Origin of the sequence: Streptomyces sp. NPDC026589 (assembly GCF_040638385.1) — a bacterium.
GTDB lineage: Bacteria > Actinomycetota > Actinomycetes > Streptomycetales > Streptomycetaceae > Streptomyces.
The window spans coordinates 48,447-66,116 of the sequence record NZ_JBEZYG010000006.1 but is presented as its reverse complement, the minus strand read 5'-3'; the positions used below and the strand labels follow the sequence as shown (position 1 = coordinate 66,116).

Sequence of the window (17,670 nt, the reverse complement as noted above, 5' to 3'; positions counted from 1 at the left end):
TAAGGGACCCCCTGATGTCGCTTCTGAACTCCTCCCTCCACGAGCTGGACCCGGACGTCGCCGCCGCCGTCGACGCCGAGCTCCACCGTCAGCAGTCCACCCTCGAAATGATCGCCTCGGAGAACTTCGCTCCGGTCGCCGTCATGGAGGCACAGGGCTCCGTCCTCACCAACAAGTACGCCGAGGGCTACCCGGGCCGCCGCTACTACGGCGGCTGTGAGCACGTCGACGTCGTCGAGCAGATCGCGATCGACCGGATCAAGGCCCTGTTCGGCGCCGAGGCAGCGAACGTGCAGCCGCACTCCGGCGCCCAGGCGAACGCCGCCGCGATGTTCGCGCTGCTGAAGCCGGGCGACACGATCATGGGCCTGAACCTGGCCCACGGCGGTCACCTGACCCACGGCATGAAGATCAACTTCTCCGGCAAGCTCTACAACGTGGTCCCGTACCACGTCGACGAGAGCGGCATCGTGGACATGGAGGAGGTCGAGCGCCTCGCCAAGGAGTCCCAGCCGAAGCTGATCGTGGCCGGCTGGTCCGCCTACCCGCGCCAGCTGGACTTCGCCGCCTTCCGCCGCATCGCGGACGAGGTCGGCGCGTACCTGATGGTCGACATGGCGCACTTCGCGGGCCTGGTCGCGGCCGGTCTGCACCCCAACCCGGTGCCGCACGCCCATGTCGTGACCACCACCACGCACAAGACCCTCGGCGGTCCGCGCGGCGGCGTGATCCTCTCCACCCAGGAGCTCGCCAAGAAGATCAACTCCGCGGTCTTCCCGGGTCAGCAGGGCGGCCCGCTGGAGCACGTGATCGCGGCCAAGGCGGTCTCGTTCAAGATCGCGGCGGGCGAGGAGTTCAAGGAGCGCCAGCAGCGCACCCTGGACGGCGCGCGCATCCTGGCCGAGCGCCTGGTCCAGCCGGACGTCACCGAGGTGGGCGTATCCGTCCTCTCCGGCGGCACCGACGTGCACCTGGTCCTGGTCGACCTGCGCAACTCGGAGCTGGACGGCCAGCAGGCCGAGGACCGGCTCCACGAGCTGGGCATCACGGTCAACCGGAACGCCATCCCGAACGACCCGCGCCCCCCGATGGTCACCTCGGGCCTGCGGATCGGCACCCCGGCGCTGGCCACCCGCGGCTTCGGCGTCGAGGACTTCACGGAGGTCGCGGAGATCATCGCCGCCGCCCTCAAGCCGTCCTACGACGCGGACGACCTCAAGGCCCGCGTGGTCGCGCTGGCCGAGAAGTTCCCGCTGTACCCCGGCCTCAAGTAACACCTGGCCTGCGGTTCCGCACGTTCGGACGGGGCACCGCGCACACTGAGGAGAGTGAGCGCGGTGCCCCGACCTGTGTCCCTCGCTCCACCTTTTGCCCCGCTTGCACCGCTTGACCTGCTCGACCCGCTTGACCCGCTTGACCCGCTTGAACCGTTCGACCTGCTCGACCTGCTCGACCGCTTGACCGCGGGCCCCACCCCGGCCCGTTCCGCACCACTCACCACCCGGCCCGTTCCCGCACCACCCAGGCAGACAACGGCGTCTTCCAACCCCAAGGAGTACTCCCGTGGCCATCTCGGTCTTCGACCTCTTCTCGGTCGGCATCGGCCCGTCCAGCTCCCACACGGTGGGCCCGATGCGCGCCGCCCGGATGTTCGCGCGCCGCCTCAAGAACGAGGGCCTTCTCGCGCACACCGCCTCGATACGGGCCGAGCTGTACGGTTCCCTCGGCGCGACCGGCCACGGGCACGGCACGCCCAAGGCGGTCCTGCTCGGCCTGGAGGGCGAGTCGCCCCAGACCGTGGACGTGGAGAGCGCCGACGCCCGGGTGGAGGAGATCCGCTCCACCGGCCGGATCAACCTGCTCGGCATGCACGAGATCCCGTTCGCCTTCGACGCCGACCTGGTCCTGCACCGCCGCAAGGCGCTCCCGTACCACGCCAACGGCATGACGATCTTCGCGTACGACTCCGAGGGCGCCCCTGTCCTGGAGAAGACGTACTACTCGGTCGGCGGCGGCTTCGTCGTCGACGAGGACGCGGTGGCCGGCGAGAACCCGATCGTCCCGGACGACACCGCCCTGCGGCACCCCTTCCGCACCGGCGACGAGTTGCTGCGGCTCTCCGGGGAGACCGGTCTCTCGATCTCCTCGATGATGCTGGAGAACGAGCTGGCCTGGCGCACCGAGGCGGAGATCCGCTCCGGGCTGCTGGACATCTGGCGCGTCATGCAGGCCTGCGTCTCGCGCGGCATGTCCCGCGAGGGCATCCTCCCCGGCGGCCTCAAGGTCCGCCGCCGCGCCGCGAACTCGGCCCGCCAGCTGCGCGCCGAGGGCGACCCGCAGGCCCACGCGATGGAGTGGATCACTCTGTACGCGATGGCGGTCAACGAGGAGAACGCGGCGGGCGGCCGCGTGGTCACCGCCCCCACCAACGGCGCGGCGGGCATCATCCCCGCCGTTCTGCACTACTACATGAACTTCGCGGCCGGCGGCTGCACCGAGACGGAGAAGGAGGACAGCGTCGTGCGCTTCCTCCTCGCGGCCGGTGCGATCGGCATGCTGTTCAAGGAGAACGCCTCGATCTCCGGCGCCGAGGTCGGCTGCCAGGGCGAGGTCGGCTCGGCCTGCTCGATGGCGGCCGGAGCCCTGGCCGAGGTCCTCGGCGGCTCTCCCGAGCAGGTGGAGAACGCCGCCGAGATCGGCATGGAGCACAACCTGGGCCTGACCTGCGACCCGGTCGGCGGCCTCGTCCAGATCCCCTGCATCGAGCGCAACGGCATGGCGGCGGTGAAGGCGGTCACCGCGGCGCGGATGGCGCTGCGGGGCGACGGCAGCCACAAGGTCTCCCTCGACAAGGTCATCAAGACGATGAAGGAGACCGGGGCCGACATGAGCGTCAAGTACAAGGAGACGGCCCGGGGCGGGCTCGCGGTGAACATCATCGAGTGCTAGGCGCTCAGGAGCGGGCCTCGAGCAGCGCGTTCGTACCTTTCGGCGCTCTCGGGGCCTTCCTGTTCACGCGGCGGACAGCCCCCGAAACCCCTGGGACAGCGCTGGACGACTCTCGGGCAAGCAGATCGAACCCGTCACCCCCCTCAATAACAAGAGTCTTGTTAAGGCCTGATCCATGGCTACCTCCCAGGCACCCGGCGAAGGACCCGTCCGACCCGTATCGGTCTCGCTCCACGAAGCCACCGTCGTCACCAGCTCCGTCACCCTCGTCGAAGCACGCGACCCCAACGTCAACCAGGCCCACTTCGACTTCGCCGTCTCCCGAGTGAACGTCGTCCCGCCCACCGAAGCCATCGCCCGCCATGCGAGCCGGCTCCTGGCCACGGCCGGACTGCACGGCCACACGTACGCCCTCGACGCCATCGTGGCCGCCACGGCGCTCACCTCGCCGGCCCCAGCGACCGTCCTGGCCTCGGACCCCGAAGACTCTCCTGATGCTCTGCGGCCCCAGCGTCCGCGTCATCGAGGTCTGACCGTGTGAGACCGCACCCCGCTGAACGTCGGCCCAAGCCGGTCCCGTACGAGCGCGGTGCCCCGGGCCCCGTCCGTCCGCGGCACCGCTCGCCCGCAGGGGCGCTACTTCGCCGCGTCCAGCGCGGCCAGGGCCTGTGCCCAGCCGACGTACTTCAGGTCCGCGAGGTCTGCAACGGTCTTGATGCCGAACGCCTCCTTGAGGAGGTCACCCTGCCGGTCCGAGACACCCTTGAGCGCCGACACCGGGGCCGCCAGCACCTCGGGCACGCTCTTGTCCGCCCATGCCTTGTCCAACACCTTGTCCAGGTCGATCGAAGCCACGCTCGTCCCCTCCTCGTTCCGCGCTCCCCACGAAGCGCGCGCGTACGCCCGAGCCGCGCGGACTGCCGCGCCACCCGTTTGCTCTACAAACATGTAGAGCATAGGAGGGAAGGGCGACCCCGGTAGACAGAGACAGGAAATCGGCCGGAATTGTCCGAAAACCCACGCATCGCCCGGGACAGGGTCAGTCGACGGCGACGGCGGGCTCGGGGGCCTCGGCCGGGAGGTCGCGGACGCCCAGGCGCAAATGCTCGACGTGATAGAGGGCCTGGTCGAGGAGTTCGGCGACGTGGTTGTCGTAGAGGGCGTAGATGATCGAACGGCCATGACGTTCGCCGGTGACCAGGCCGAGGTTGCGCAGCAGGCGTAGCTGATGGGAGCAGGCGGAAGCTTCCATCCCCACGGCGTCGGCGAGGTCGCTCACCGAGCAGGGGCCCTCCTGGAGGCGGGCGAGAATGTGCAGCCGCGAGGGTGTGGCGAGGGCCTGGAGGGTGGCGGCGACATCGGCGGCGCCGACCGCGTCGAGGCGTTCGCGGGTGGTGGCGCTGCTCCTGGCGTCTGCTCCGTGGCCCATACCGTCATCATACGCGCGACACATGAAGACCTGTTCATGTATTCCTGTATGGTGAGCGTGTTACCCGCCGTCCACCCGTGAAGGGTTGATTTGTCATGTCTTCTGTCGTGGATCAACGGCCCGAGCCGACGATCGCTGGGGCTCCGCGCGCGGTGGAGCCGAGGCGGCGTACGCGTCTCCTGGCGCTGCCGGAAGCCAGGTGGGCGCTGGCCTCCCTGGTGCTGTTCCTGCTGGCACTCCCGGTGTATCTGCTGGGTGCTCCGGCGTGGGCGTGGGGCCCGTTGTTCGCCGCCTGTTACGTCACCGGCGGCTGGGATCCGGGGTGGGAGGGGCTCAAGGCCCTGCGGGAGAAGACGCTGGACGTGGACCTGCTGATGGTCGTCGCCGCGCTCGGCGCCGCCGCGATCGGGCAGGTCCTGGACGGGGCTCTGCTCATCGTCATCTTCGCCACCTCCGGCGCCCTGGAGGCGGTCGCGACCGCCCGCACCGCGGATTCCGTGCGCGGCCTGCTCGATCTCGCCCCCGATACGGCGACCCGGGTCCGTGCGGACGGCGTCGAGGAGACGGTGGACGCCGAACGGCTGGCGGTGGGGGACGTCATCCTGGTCCGCCCCGGTGAACGGGTCGGCGCGGACGGGCAGGTCCTGGACGGGGCGAGCGACGTCGATCAGGCCACGATCACCGGCGAGCCGCTGCCGGTGGCCAAGCAGGCGGGCGACGAGGTGTTCGCCGGCACGGTGAACGGCACCGGTGCTCTGCGGGTGCGCGTCGAGCGGGATCCGGCGGACTCCGTGATCGCCCGGATCGTGAAGATGGTCGAGGATGCCTCCGGGACCAAGGCGCCGACCCAGTTGTTCATCGAGAAGGTCGAGCAGCGGTACTCGATCGGCATGGTCATCGCCACCCTGGCCGTCTTCGGCATCCCGCTGGTCTTCGGCGACGATCTCCGGTCGGCGCTGCTGCGCGCGATGACGTTCATGATCGTCGCCTCGCCGTGCGCGGTGGTCCTGTCGACCATGCCGCCGCTGCTGTCCGCGATCGCCAACGCGGGCCGCCACGGCGTGCTCGCGAAGTCCGCGGTCGTGATGGAGCGGCTGGGCCAGGTCGACGCCGTGGCGCTGGACAAGACCGGCACCCTGACCGAGGGCACTCCCCGGGTCACCGACGTCCTCCCCCTGCCCTCGTCGGGCCTGGACGAGGACCGGCTGCTGGCGCTGGCGGGGGCCGCCGAGCACCCGAGCGAGCACCCCCTCGCCCGCGCCGTGGTCCGGGCCGCCCGGACACGCGGCCTCGTCCTCGCCGAGGCGACCGGTTTCGTCTCCTCCCCCGGGGCCGGCGTCACCGCGACCGTCGACGGCCGCACCGTCCGGGTCGGGTCCCCGGCCCGCCTCGCCGCCGACGGCCCCGGCCCCGGCCTCGACGAGGCGGTCCGATCGCTGGAGGACGGGGGTCGTACCGCGGTCCTCGTACTCCGCGACGGAGCCCCGGTCGGCGTGCTGGGGATCGCGGATCGGCTGCGACCGGACGCGAGGGCGACCGTGGCCGCGCTCACCGAACTGACCGGCCGCACCCCGGTGCTGCTCACCGGGGACAACGAACGCGCCGCCCGCCGCCTGGCCGCCGAGGTCGGCATCAGCGACGTCCGTGCCGGGCTCCTCCCCCAGGACAAGGTCGCCGCCGTGCGGGCCTGGGAGGCGGAGGGCCTGCGGGTGCTGGTCGTCGGCGACGGGGTCAACGACGCGCCCGCACTGGCCGCCGCGCACACCGGCATCGCGATGGGCGGGGCCGGATCCGACCTCGCCCTGGAGACCGCCGACGCCGTCATCGTCCGCGACGAACTCGCCGCCGTCCCCGCCGTCGTGGCCCTCTCCCGGGCCGCCCGCCGACTGGTCGTCCAGAACCTGGCCATCGCCGGCACCTTCATCGCCGCCCTGGTCGCCTGGGACCTGATCGGCACCCTTCCCCTGCCGCTCGGCGTCGCCGGGCACGAGGGCTCCACCGTCATCGTCGGCCTCAACGGCCTGCGCCTTCTGCGGGAGGCCGCCTGGCCCCGGCCCGCCGAGGACACCGCCTGAGCGGACGCGACCGCCGTGCCGCCCGCCGTCACCGTCTCCCGCGGCTGCTGCTGCGGCGCCCCGAGGCGGCCTCGGCCATGCAGCCGTCGACGCCCTCGCACGCCACCTTCACGCGCCCTGCCCGACCCGCCCACCCGAGGTGCCGTCGGTTCCGTGCCGCGCCTCGGACCGGGGTGCGACACGGCGCACTCTTACGCGCCTCGGATCGGGGTGCGACACGGCCCGCTGTTACGCGCCTCGGACCGATGTGCGACACGGCTCGCTGTTACGCGCCGGTCAACTGCCCATAGAGGCGTCATCACACAGGGCGGGCACTGTGTCGCCCATGGAAATGAGCAACCCGATCACACAGGTGCGCAGGAAGCCGGGCGGGATTCCGCGCCGCCGCCCGAGGGCGGGCGGCCGGGCCTTCTCCGTCCTGCTCGCGCTTTCCGTCTCCGCGGTGTCGGTGGCGCCCGCGGCCGTCGCGACCACCGGCGCCCGGCACCTGGGCACCGGTGCAGCTGCCGTGGCTCCGGCGATCCGCTGGGGCGCCTGCCCGCCCAACGACCCCATGCCCGCGCCAGGTCCGCGGGTGCGGTGCGGGACGATCGAGGTGCCGGTGGACTGGTCGAAGCCGAAGGGCCCGCGGACGAGTGTCTTCGTCGCCCGGTACAGGGGCGCCGATCCCGCGAAGCGGATCGGGGTCCTGCTGACCAACCCGGGCGGGCCGGGGAACCCCGGGGCCGACAGCGCGATGTACGCGGACCGGGAGTTCTCGCCGTACCTGCTGAAGCGCTTCGACGTGATCTCCTTCGACCCGCGCGGCATCGGCCGCAGCGAGGGCGTCCACTGCGACGAGGCCATCGCCGCGAAGATCCCGCACCGGCCACGCGACGCCGCGGAGTTCGAACGGCTGCGGACCCTGAACGGTGAGCTGGCGAAGAGCTGTCTGCGGCAGGCGGGCCCGCTCGCCGCCCATATGGACACCGAGAGCGTCGCCCGCGACATGGACGCGATCCGCGCCGCCGTCGGGGAGCGGAAGATCAGCTTCATGGGGATCTCCTATGGAACCTCCATCGGTGAGCGCTACGCCCGTCTCTTCCCCCACCGCCTCCGGGCGCTCGCGCTCGACAGCGCGATGGACCCGGCCGGGCCGAGCGCCGAGCGGTACCTCACCGACGGCAGCGTCGCCGTCGACGACATCTTCGAGCGGCTCGTGGCCGTGTGCGAGAAGGACACGTCCTGTGTCCTGAAGGGGCGGAAGCTGATCTCCGTCACCGAGGAGCTGTTCGCCCGGGCCGACGCGGGCACGCTCCGCGAGCCGGGCCCGAACGGGCCCACCCGGCGGAAGGTCAGCGCCGACCGGCTCGTGAGCTTCCTCTACTCCGCCCTCAGCCGTTACTCGCCGGCACAGGCCACGGAGCAACTCGCCGCGCTGCACAGCGGCAGGGGCGATGTGTACGTGGGCGACTCGGGCCCCGAACTCGCCTGGCGGCTCGTGCTCTGCCGGGACAACGACTTCCGGATCCGCGACCACACCGCGTACCGGGCCCTCCTGGAACGCGTCGCGAAGGCCGCCCCGCATGTCCGCTACAACTCCCAGGCCCTGGACATGGTGCTGGGCTGCCAGGGCTGGACGCCGCCCAAACGCCCGTCCGAGCAGGCGAAGGGGGTCCTGCCGCCGGTGCTCGTGGTCAACGCTCTGCACGACGTGGCGACCCCGCTCGCGGGCGCGCGGCGCATGGCGGACGCCTTCCCCAGGGCGTCCCTGCTCACGGTGGACACCGTGGGCCACGGGATGTACGGCCTGAAGGCACCGGGACGGGCGATCGACGCCTACCTGAGCAGCCGGAGGAACTGAACCGGTCGGGCCGCGTCGGCGGGGGACACTCCCCATGGCCGCACCGGCGGGGATGCTCCGCAGGGCCGTACCGGCGGGGGATGCTCCGCCGGTACGGCCGTGCGGGTCAGTCCCCGACCCGGCCGACCTGGAGCTGCCTGCCCTGGGTCGTCACCACCGCGACCGGCACCCCGTCGGGCACCTTCCCGCCGAGGTCCGCGAGGAGCCGGTCCAGCGGTGGCAGGTCGGCCGGTGTGCGCACGGCGATGTACAACGTCCGTGAGCGTGTCTGTACGTCGATGACCTGCGCGCCGGGCGTACCGGAGAGCCAGGCGGTCGCGGCCGCGGAGGTGCGCGTGGTCCAGACGTGGAGCAGCACGGTCACCGTGGTGCTGGCCGCGAGGACCAGGCCCACCGCGGCGAACAGCAGACCGAGCGCCGCGTAGGCACGGCGCGATGCGCGGGCCGGGCGTTCCCGGGTGTGGTCGAGTGCGGCGAAGACCACCATGCCGGCGAAGACCAGGGCGAGCAGGTTGGAGACGAAGAGCACCAGTGCGCCGAGCGCGAGCCACCAGGCGCCCTGCCCGGCGCAGACGCCGACGACGACCAGCGGCGGCACCAGCGAGATGGCGATGGCGACACCGGGCAGCACCGCGGCGACGTCCTTGCGGGAGAGTGCGAGCGCCCCGGCGAAGCCGGTCGCCAGGGCGGCCACCAGGTCCAGCAGGCCGGGCGAGGTCCGGCCGGCGATCTGACCGTCCGACAGCAGGTCGTAGTGGGACGGCACGGCCAGCGAACCCACGGCGCCGACCGCCACCACGAGGAGCACCCCGGCGAGCACGAACCGGCCCGCCGAGCCGCGTCGGCCCTGTACGGCGCCGATGGCGATGCCCATGATCGGGGTGGACAGCGGCGCGATGATCATCGCGCCGATCACGGTGGCCGTGGAATCGGTCAGGACGCCGCCGGCCGCGATCACCGCGGAGAAGAACAGCATGGTCCAGAAGGCCGACTGCTTGGCGCGGGCGTCCCCGCACGTGAGGTCCAGGTCCTCGGCGAGTTCGGCCTGCGACCTCCGTTAACGCTCCGGAAGCACCCACGCGCGCAGCCCTGTGATCATCGGATCAGTATCGGAGCCGGGCCTCGGCGGGGGCCGTAGCCACCCGCGTGGCGTCATCCGATCGGCTCAGCGCGGCACCTCTCCGGCCGTCCCGCCGGTCACGGCCGGGTCCGCTACCGCAGGCCGCGCCCCCGTTCCTTCGCCAGCCACGGCCCGAACTCACTCTCCAGCACCAGCCGTCCGAGCTTGCGGTACTCCTGGAGCACCGCCGTGACGAGCTGGTCCATGTCCAGCGGTTTCCCCGACTCGGCCGCGAGGTAGGCGGCGGTCACCGCGCAGGCCCGGATCGAGCCGCCGGCCAGCTCGAACCGGTCCGCGCAGAAGTCCAGGTCGAGCGCGGCGTCGCGCGGGATCGCCGGTCCCAGACAGCGGTCCCACAGGGCCAGGCGCTGCCGGGCGTCGGGCATCGGGAACTCGGCGATCACGTCGATGCGGCGGGTGAACGCCTCGTCGAGGTTGGCCCGGAGATTGGTGGTGAGCACGGCGATGCCGTCGAAGGACTCCATGCGCTGGAGGAGGTAGGCGGACTCCACGTTGGCGTGCTTGTCGTGCGCGTCCTTGACCTGGGACCGCTTGCCGAAGATCGCGTCGGCCTCGTCGAACAGGAGGATGCCGTTGACGTCGGACGCCTCGACGAAGATCCGCTCCAGGTTCTTCTCGGTCTCCCCGATGTACTTGTCGACCACCGTGGACAGGTCCACGACGTAGAGCTCCATGCCCAGTTCGGCGGCGATCACCTCGGCGGACATGGTCTTGCCGGTGCCGGACTCCCCGGCGAACAGGGCGATGACGCCCCTCCCCCGGCCGCCGCCCGGCCGCATCCGCCACTTCCCGAGGACCGTCTCGCGGTGGCGGGCGCGCAGGGCGAGCTCGCCGAGCTGGGTGCGGGTCGCCGGGGGCAGCACCAGGTCGTCCCAGCCGACCGCGGGGTCGATACGGCGGGCGAGTCGTTCCAGGCCCGCGCCGTTCTGGGCGCGGACCGCCGTCCGCAGGTCCTCCGGGGTCACCGGCCGCTGCCCGATGACGGCCAGCCGGGACGCGACGGTCGCCGCCCGGCGCAGTTGGCCGGAGTCGAGCCGGTAGGCGGCGGCGGACTCGATGAGGGCCTCGTCGGCGGACGCGTGCGCGGCGGACAGGCCGACCGACCGGCCCGCTTCGGCGAGCGCGCGCGCCCACTGGCGCCCGGCACCGTCCGGGCCGGGGGGCGGGACGGTGACGGGCACCGGGCTCTCCGCCGTCCACAGGGGGTCCCAGTTCTTCTTCCCGTACGCGATCAGGGGCGTGGAGCCGAGCGCCGCACACAGGGAGCCGAGCAGCCGGGCCCCTTCGGGGCGTTCGGGGGCGAGCGTTTCGAGCGGGCCGAGGATGACCCCTGCGCGGCCGAGGCGGGCCTCGGTCACCAGGGCCCGTACGAGCGGGGCCGGTTCGGCGGCGATGGCGAGCGCCGCGACGTCGACGACCAGCGGGCGCCGGCCGGCCGCCGCCAGCGCCTCGACCGCGAGGCCGCACGGGTCGCCGCCCCGGTCGAGGAGGTGCACCAGGCCGCTGCCCGTGCCGAGGGCCGCCGCGATCCGGGAGACCTCGGAGCTCTCGTCCGGCTCCCGGGAGGGCGTGGCCTCCTGGACGACCCCGCACAGTCGGCCGTCGGTCCCGTCGTCGCCGAGGAGATGCGCGGTGACCCGGTCCGGTACGCGCAGGGCCCGGGAGAGCAGCGGGCGTTCGCCGTCCGTGATCTCCAGCAGCCCGCCCGCGACGAGCGGGGCGGACGGCGTGAACCGGAAGCGGCCGGGCCCGGCGGTGGGCAGCCCGCAGAGTTCCAGGGCCAGGCCGATGGTGGGCCGGCGGCGGGTGAGGTCGTCGTTGAGGTAGCCGTACAGCCGCTCGAACCGGGTGTCGATGTCCGGGGCCACGGCGACCAGCAGGAGTTCGACGTCCAGCGGGGCGAGACCGAAGCGGTCCGCCAGTCGGCCGAGCCGGCTCCCGGCCGGGGCGGCGTCCGGCAGGGCTCCGTTCTCGTACGCCGGTACGGGCGTGAACGCGTCGCGGGTCTCCAGGATCCGTGCCGCGCCCTCGGGGGTGAGGTACTGCCCCCGGTAGGGGTCGTCGGGGTCCGGATCGACGGCCCGGCGAGCCGCCACGGCCTCCCGGACCCGCTGCTCGACGCGGCCGAGCCGCTCCCAGAGTTCCTCGACGCCGGTCAGGGGGGCGTGGCCGTGGAGCTGTTGTGGTGCCAGGGTCATCGCGCGGCGTTCCCCCGCTTGCGCCGGCCGGGCGGCAGCCGCCGCTCGCGAGGCGTGGCGAAGCCCTGCCCGCCGGGGTCGGACGCCCCCTCGTAGCGCAGGCGCCGGCCGGGGCCGTCGTCGCCGCCGTCCAGGTGGGGTGCGGTCTTCATCACGAGTCCTTCGGTGACGGGCGGGCCGGCGGGGGTGCGTTCGCCGGCCAGCGGTGCGACGACCCGGAGATCGATCGCGGCCTTCAGCTCGCCGCCGAGCGCGGACCAGACGTCCGAGGCGGAGGGTCCGCCGGCTCCCGGCCCCGCCGCCTCCAGCTCCACGGTCAGGCCGAGTTCGGCGAGGCTTCCCGTGTGCATCCGGGCGGGCAGCACCTCGGAGCGGACGAGGACGCGCAACACCTCGGAGAGCAGCCGGTGTTCGTCCTGCGGGCGGTTGGTCCAGGCGGTGACCAGATAGGTCAGCTCGAACCAGCGGGGCGGGGTCCGCCAGCCGGTGACCATGCCCTCCTCGTCGTGCGTCTCGGCCGTGCCGCTGCGCCGCCTGCCCGCGTCCTCGCGGATGCCGTGCAGGAAGACGCTGATGGTCGGGGCGTTGCGGCGGGCGGACCAGTCCTTGGTCGGGGCGTCGAAGACCAGGTCGACGCCGCTGTCCTCCAGCCCGGCCTCGGCCAGCAGCAGCCGCAGCCCCTCGTCGACCTCGTGGATCATCGGCGGATCACCTCGTCCGGCGGGGTGATGGTGCCGAGCACCACGAGGAAGTCGGTCTTCACGGGGCTGAAGCCGGGGCCCTTCGCGGTGATCGTGCGCGGCCCGGTCCGGTCCTTGGCCACGATGAGGAGCTGGGCGATGAACGTGCCGTCGCCCAGCGGCCGGGTCGGCACCGCGGCGGCGGTGATCCCGGGCTTCCAGCTGAGGGTGACGGGCGCCCCGGGCGGGAAGTCCTTGCCCCGTACGGAGGTGACGAAGCCGGGCTTGCCGACGGCGGGCACCGAGACGATGCGGGGCTGGAGGATGCGCAGCGGGATCCGGGAGACGTTGTCGCGGAGGCTGGAGTCGGTGCCCGTGGTGGTGAGCGATGCCGTGATCGTCGTACGGAGGGCCTTGTCGGGTGACAGGACGACGCTGAGGACCGTGGACGCTCCGGGCGCGAGGTCGGGGAGCGTGCAGGTGCCGCCGGTGCAGCCCGCGGGGAGCGGCCCGGCGGGGATGCGTCCGGGCAGTCCCAACTTCAGCCGGAGTCCGGTGGCGAGCGCGTTCCTGCCGTTGCGCACGGTGTAGGTCACCACGACCTTGCCGCCGACGTAGCCGGGGCTGGGCTGGGCCCGCACGGTGACGCCGGGCCCGGCCTCGGGCGCGGGCGGCGGCGGCGCGGGGGCCGGCGGCGGGGGCGGCGTGGTCGTCGGCGGCGGGGCGGGGGTGGGCGTCGTCGGGGTCGGGGACGGCGTCGTGGGAGAGGGCGTGGGAGTGGGAGAGGGCGTCGGGGTCGGAGTCGGGGTCGGGGTCGGCGGCGGGACGTCCTCGACCGGGACGATCGTTCCGCCGGCGTTGTCCGTGGGGTTGGGGTCGAGGACCGCCCCGGTGACGGACCAGTCGATCCGCTGGTCGCCGGTGGTCACGCCGGTCAGCCGGGCCGTGATCGTCACGGTGGTCCCGGGCGGGACGATGCCGAGGTCGCACTGGGGCGTACCGGCGGCACAGGCCCCGGCGTCGGTGGTCAGCTCCTCCAGCCGTACGCCGGGCGGGGCGTCGACGGTGAGGAGGGTGCCGGGCGAGGGCGAAGGACCCCGGTTGGTGACGGTGATCGCCACTTCGGTGGACGAGCCGACCTCCACCGGGTCTCCGGTGGGCGGTGCGGTCAGCGACAGGTCGACCGACTGCTGGAAGGCGGGCTCCTTCTGCCGTCCGTCGTGCGTGTTGTCGAGGGGGGCCACGTCGCCGGAGGCGATGTCGAGTACGGCGAGCTGCTCCATGGAGTTCAGCGGGAGATCCCGGCGCGAGGTGAACAGAAGCTTGCTGCCGTCGGGGGACCAGGCCGCGTCACGGGGCTGGTGGGGGCCGGTCACGGAGGTGTCGGGGATCGGCAGGTCGCAGCCGTCGGGGTTGTCCTTCTGGACGGAGGGCAGCACGACCCGGCAGCCGCCGCCGCGCAGCGGCTTGATGAGGACCCCGGCCTGCTGGTTGTTCCGGCCGCCGCCGTCCTTGCGGTTGAACGCCACCTTCTTGCCGTCCGGGGAGAACGCGGGGCTGTCGTCGATGACCTCGCAGTCGCCGGGGCAGATGGTGGCGCTCAGATCCCGCTGGCGGTCGAGGTCCGCCACCGGCACGACCCAGATGTGCTTGTTGCCGCCGTTGCCGTTGATGAACTGGCTGCGGGTGAAGGCGAGGTTGACGCCGTCGGAGGACCAGGTCGGCTGGGCGTCGTCGTCCGTCTGCCGGCCCTCGGGCGGCTGGATCCGGTCGAGGATCGCGCCGGTGGCGGCGTCGGCGATGAGGATGCGGCTCCGGCCCGGCGCGCCCTCGACACCGCCGGGCGAGGTGCGGGTGAACGCGAGCTTGGTGCCGTCGGGCGAGAAGGTGGGGTCGGTGTCCCAGTCCGTGGGGGCGCGCCCGTCGAGCTCCAGCGCCTTCGCGTTCCTGCCGTCGGCGTCGGCCATCCAGATCCGTTCGATCCGCCCGGCCTCGCCGTCCTCGAAACGGGTGACGGCGATGCGCCGGCCGTCAGGTGTGTAGGTCTGCCGCTCGGTCCACGGGTCGTAGCCGGGGTCCGGTTTGAAGAGAGGGTCCTCCGCGGGGGTGTGGTCCGTGCTGGTGCGGGCCTCCGGGTCCTCCTTCAGGATGGTGAGGCCCAGGTCGCGGGGGTCGGAGCCGTCCTGGCGGACGTCCTGGAGCGTCACGACCTGCGCGGCGGCCAGCAGCTTGTCCGGCTCGTTCGGCTCGTCCGGATTCTTGACGGTCTCCGGTTCCGGGGTGATCCGGGGCACGATGACGGTCCCGGCCGGGGCGTACCAGGTGGGCGGCCCCAACTCGCGGTGCTCGTTGACCAGTTGGTCCGGCGGCACGTCGCCCTGGAACGCGGTCACCCGGTAGGCGTGGTCGAAGTCGTCGCAGCCGCAGGTGTGGTACGGGCTGAGGAAGACGATGTCCTTGCCGTCGGGCAGCCAGGAGGCCGAGCGGGTGCCCCACTCGGCCTGCGCCCCGGCCAACAGCTGCCGGTCGGTCCCGATGCCCCGGGTGGCCCACAGTTTCCTGCCGTCGTCGACGGTCGGGTCGGGGTTCGTGGTGAGGGTGTACGCGACGAGGCCCCGGCGGGCGTCGTCCTCCACCGGGTTCCAGGACGGCTCGGTGGCGTCGCCTGCCGGCGCGTCGCTGATCCGGGTGGGCGGGCCGCCGGCGACGTCCCGCACGAATATGTGCCACCTGTCCAGGGCGTCGCAGGCGTACGCGATCTTCTTGCCGTCCGGGGACCAGGTCGGGGACTCCTCGTTCTCCGGGGTGTTGCTGAGCCGGCGCAGGCCCTTGCCGTCGACGCCGATCGACCACAGGTCGCGCTGGACCGTGCCGCCCGGTCCGCGCTCCGCCGAGTCGAAGACGACGGTCCGGCCGTCCGGGGAGAGCTCGGGGTGGGCCGCGTCCCGGTCGGTGGTGAGCCTGCGCACCGATCCGTCCGCGCCGCGCAGGTACACCTGGGGCCGGGCGCTGTCACGCAGGCTGGTGAAGACCAGGACGTCTCCCCGGGCGGAGGGGTCCTGGTCGTAGTGGGTGGGGCCGTCGCCGAACAGCGGGTCGGTGGTGTCCTTGTCGTTGGCCACCCCAAGGCTGCGGTGTTCGGTGCCGGCGAAGGCGACGCGCCCCGCCTGGAGCGGTTCCGCGTCCGCCACGGCGGCGACGGCCTCGGCGGCCGCGTGCGGGGCGGCGGCCGAGCCGACCAGCAGCAGCGGTGCCAACAGCACCACCGCACCGGTCAGTCGGCCCAGCCGGGAATGCTTTGCCGGGCCAGCAGTGCCGGTCACGGCCCACCTCACAGTCTGTCGATGACTCTCCACCGGCCAGCTTCGCCTGCGCGCGGGGGCGAAGGACAGGCCGCGAGTACCCGGGACGGGGGAAGGGATCGCTGCCCTTTGCGGCGGTGGGGGCACCGCGCCCGGGGCACCGGGGCCGGTGAGGGGCCGGATCCGGCCGACGGAGTGACGGATCCGGCCGGTCGCGGCCGCAGTCGGCCGGTGGGGGCCGAGCCGGCCCGTGGGGGCCGAGCCGGCCCGTGGGTGGACGGGGTCGGCCCGTGGGTGGGCCGTGCCGGCCGGGTGTCGGACGGTGGTGCAGGGCGGGCGGGGCATACGACGGCGCCGCCGGCGACGGAGGTCCGTCGGGCCGGCGGCGGCGGCGCCGCTCAGGTGGGCGGGGGCGTCAGAGGTCGCCCTGGAGGTAGGAACGGGCCGCGGCCATCGCGTCCTTGAAGTGCCCGTCGGCGATGACCTGGAGGGGCGACTCATCCTCCAACTGGGGGTTCATCCCGATCATCCAGGCGCGGGCGGTGTGAGGGTTCTCGCCCTCCTCGATGAGCTTGAAGATCTGGTAGGCGGTGCGCAGACGCACCTCCGCTTCGTAGCGCGGGGCGTTGAGCGCCCTGCACCATTTGCCGACCTGCTTGGCGTCCTCGATGCCGGCGACGTGCGCGGTCACGCGCTGGCTGAAGTTGTCCTGCAGGAAGCGCGCGATGTCCGCGATGGTCTGCTCCGTCGTGTCCCGGTGCGCGCGGGCCTCGGCGGCGGTCTCTCGCATGGTCTGCATGGTCTCCTCGTTTCCTCTCGCTCGCCGTGGGGCGACGGCCGAGGATGCGGGCGCCGGAAGCGCGATGACGGGAAGGGGGCTCGTGGCGCTGCCGTTCGTCGGGCTCGGGCGTGGGGTCCGCCCTGTGCGCGTGGATCCCCTGGCCGCTTCGGGCGCGTCTTCGGGCCGGAGGAGGGGGCCGGGGCGCCGGGACACGCGGCTCGCTCCGCCTCCGCGCTCGGGCACGGCTTTCGGCAGGCGTAAGTGACCGACACTCCGGGTCAACACGACGTCCCCCCTCTGCTATTGAGGAAAGGGTACCCGTCCACCTGCCACTTACTCCACACTTTCCCCACCTTGAAAGAGTGCTAAATCCCACCCCTTGTTGCCATGCACGCCGCTGAGCTGCAGGTTTCCGGCGGGACCTCATGGTGAGGGAGCACGGGTCCGGACGCGTGCCGCGGCGCGGGGCACCGGATAGGGGGACATGACGCACCGCCAGTCGGCCCCACCGGGGTGCGGATCACCGGACGGTGAGGCCGTACTCGCGGGCCACTTCCTTCAGTTCGACGGATTCGGCGAGGATCGGGCGGCGTTCGGCCTCGACGTAGTCGGTGCCGCTGAGGACGGCCCAGCAGCGGCGTCCGCCGTATCCCGACCGGTAGGCGATGCCCTGGGCCAGCCGGTGTCCTGCGGCGTCGCGCTGGGCCACGGTCCAGGCGGCGATCTGCCGTGCGACCCGGCGGTCCCGGCCGTGGATGTGTTCTTCGCCCAGCGGTCCTTCGATGCCCCACGCCTCGAACTCGTGCCGCAGTTCCCGGCGGAGCACCTCGCGGGTGGCGTCCGCGTCGACGTCCAGGAACCGGGCGTCGGACGCCAGCTTCAGCCGGACCAGGATGTGGGTGTCGCGCCAGCTGGACGCGAGATGGCCGAGCTTCATCCGGCCGGCCGCGACGGGCTCGCCGGCGAGGAGTTCGCGCATCTTCGGCTGTACCCGGAAGTGGGCCAGGGCCTCGGCGTAACAGCCGGCCTGTTCGGACGCGCAGTAGAGCATGCCGTGGGTGAAGAGGCTGAAGCGGCCCGCCGACGATCCCTCGATGGTCTCGGGTTCGATCCGGTTGAACTTCAGCGGATCGCCCGATTTGCCGAGCCGCCAGACGCCCCGGTCCGGGGGGAGCGCGAGCTCGACCGGAGGAACGGCGTCTGGGTCCAAGACAGCGGTCATGAGTCCTCGATAGCGATATCTGCGATGGCGTGCCCGTGGGTCCCGGCTCG

The 17,670-nt window shown here is 72.7% G+C and carries 12 protein-coding genes and 1 pseudogene; 5 read left to right on the top strand and 8 right to left on the bottom strand.

The features are described 5' to 3' along the window. Positions 1-14: 14 nt before the first annotated feature. The 3 genes and pseudogenes from glyA to AB0F29_RS12190 form a co-directional block, all read left to right on the top strand. Positions 15-1,274: a serine hydroxymethyltransferase gene (gene glyA / locus AB0F29_RS12200; protein ID WP_018959977.1), complete on the top strand. Its 1,260-nt coding sequence runs from the start codon at positions 15-17 to the stop codon at positions 1,272-1,274. A gap of 289 nt (positions 1,275-1,563) precedes the next feature. Continuing rightward, positions 1,564-2,949 (top strand): L-serine ammonia-lyase, encoded by a 1,386-nt coding sequence (locus tag AB0F29_RS12195; protein ID WP_361870551.1) that lies wholly within the window; start codon positions 1,564-1,566, stop codon positions 2,947-2,949. 244 nt (positions 2,950-3,193) lie between these two features. Next, a pseudogene (locus AB0F29_RS12190) lies at positions 3,194-3,482 on the top strand (DNA-binding protein); the annotation flags it as partial. A 103-nt stretch (positions 3,483-3,585) separates the two neighbouring features. Here AB0F29_RS12190 and AB0F29_RS12185 read toward each other — a convergent pair. Together AB0F29_RS12185 and AB0F29_RS12180 are read right to left on the bottom strand one after the other, a co-directional pair. Next, complete coding sequence (locus tag AB0F29_RS12185) at positions 3,586-3,804, bottom strand: hypothetical protein (protein WP_018959966.1); 219 nt, start codon at positions 3,802-3,804, stop codon at positions 3,586-3,588. 184 nt (positions 3,805-3,988) lie between these two features. Further along, positions 3,989-4,378, bottom strand: a complete 390-nt coding sequence (locus tag AB0F29_RS12180; protein ID WP_361870547.1) for a metalloregulator ArsR/SmtB family transcription factor — start codon at positions 4,376-4,378, stop codon at positions 3,989-3,991. 95 nt (positions 4,379-4,473) lie between these two features. Between AB0F29_RS12180 and AB0F29_RS12175 the strand changes: the two genes are divergently transcribed. After that, a complete protein-coding gene (locus AB0F29_RS12175; protein ID WP_361870544.1) occupies positions 4,474-6,453 on the top strand; it encodes a heavy metal translocating P-type ATPase in 1,980 nt (659 codons plus the stop codon). Positions 6,454-6,778: 325 nt separating this feature from the next. Then, complete coding sequence (locus tag AB0F29_RS12170) at positions 6,779-8,296, top strand: alpha/beta hydrolase (protein ID WP_361870542.1); 1,518 nt, start codon at positions 6,779-6,781, stop codon at positions 8,294-8,296. Between the two features lie 106 nt (positions 8,297-8,402). Here the strand turns inward: AB0F29_RS12170 and AB0F29_RS12165 are convergent, their stop codons facing one another. The 6 genes from AB0F29_RS12165 to AB0F29_RS12140 all read right to left on the bottom strand — a co-directional run bounded on the left by AB0F29_RS12165 (position 8,403) and on the right by AB0F29_RS12140 (position 17,620). Beyond that, positions 8,403-9,272 (bottom strand): DUF389 domain-containing protein, encoded by an 870-nt coding sequence (locus AB0F29_RS12165; protein WP_361870540.1) that lies wholly within the window; start codon positions 9,270-9,272, stop codon positions 8,403-8,405. A 236-nt stretch (positions 9,273-9,508) separates the two neighbouring features. After that, entirely contained in the window at positions 9,509-11,635 is a 2,127-nt protein-coding gene (locus AB0F29_RS12160) for an ATP-binding protein (protein WP_361870537.1), read from the bottom strand. Beyond that, complete coding sequence (locus tag AB0F29_RS12155; protein ID WP_361870534.1) at positions 11,632-12,336, bottom strand: DUF4255 domain-containing protein; 705 nt, start codon at positions 12,334-12,336, stop codon at positions 11,632-11,634. Before AB0F29_RS12155 ends, AB0F29_RS12160 begins: the two co-directional genes overlap by 4 nt. Then, positions 12,333-15,638: a hypothetical protein gene (locus tag AB0F29_RS12150; protein WP_361870532.1), complete on the bottom strand. Its 3,306-nt coding sequence runs from the start codon at positions 15,636-15,638 to the stop codon at positions 12,333-12,335. Before AB0F29_RS12150 ends, AB0F29_RS12155 begins: the two co-directional genes overlap by 4 nt. A gap of 394 nt (positions 15,639-16,032) precedes the next feature. After that, positions 16,033-16,416 (bottom strand): XRE family transcriptional regulator, encoded by a 384-nt coding sequence (locus tag AB0F29_RS12145; protein ID WP_361870529.1) that lies wholly within the window; start codon positions 16,414-16,416, stop codon positions 16,033-16,035. 502 nt (positions 16,417-16,918) lie between these two features. Next, the gene (locus tag AB0F29_RS12140; protein WP_361870526.1) at positions 16,919-17,620 is read right to left on the bottom strand and encodes an RES domain-containing protein; all 702 of its coding nucleotides are present in this window, start codon (positions 17,618-17,620) and stop codon (positions 16,919-16,921) included. Positions 17,621-17,670: the final 50 nt, after the last annotated feature.

Coding starts and splice junctions, on each gene's coding strand:
- AB0F29_RS12145 (WP_361870529.1), bottom strand. CDS start 16,416: ATGCAGACCATGCGAGAGACCGCCGCCGAGGCCCGCGCGCACCGGGAC.
- AB0F29_RS12180 (WP_361870547.1), bottom strand. CDS start 4,378: ATGGGCCACGGAGCAGACGCCAGGAGCAGCGCCACCACCCGCGAACGC.
- AB0F29_RS12175 (WP_361870544.1), top strand. CDS start 4,474: ATGTCTTCTGTCGTGGATCAACGGCCCGAGCCGACGATCGCTGGGGCT.
- AB0F29_RS12140 (WP_361870526.1), bottom strand. CDS start 17,620: ATGACCGCTGTCTTGGACCCAGACGCCGTTCCTCCGGTCGAGCTCGCG.
- AB0F29_RS12165 (WP_361870540.1), bottom strand. CDS start 9,272: ATGCTGTTCTTCTCCGCGGTGATCGCGGCCGGCGGCGTCCTGACCGAT.
- AB0F29_RS12170 (WP_361870542.1), top strand. CDS start 6,779: ATGGAAATGAGCAACCCGATCACACAGGTGCGCAGGAAGCCGGGCGGG.
- glyA (WP_018959977.1), top strand. CDS start 15: ATGTCGCTTCTGAACTCCTCCCTCCACGAGCTGGACCCGGACGTCGCC.
- AB0F29_RS12160 (WP_361870537.1), bottom strand. CDS start 11,635: ATGACCCTGGCACCACAACAGCTCCACGGCCACGCCCCCCTGACCGGC.
- AB0F29_RS12155 (WP_361870534.1), bottom strand. CDS start 12,336: ATGATCCACGAGGTCGACGAGGGGCTGCGGCTGCTGCTGGCCGAGGCC.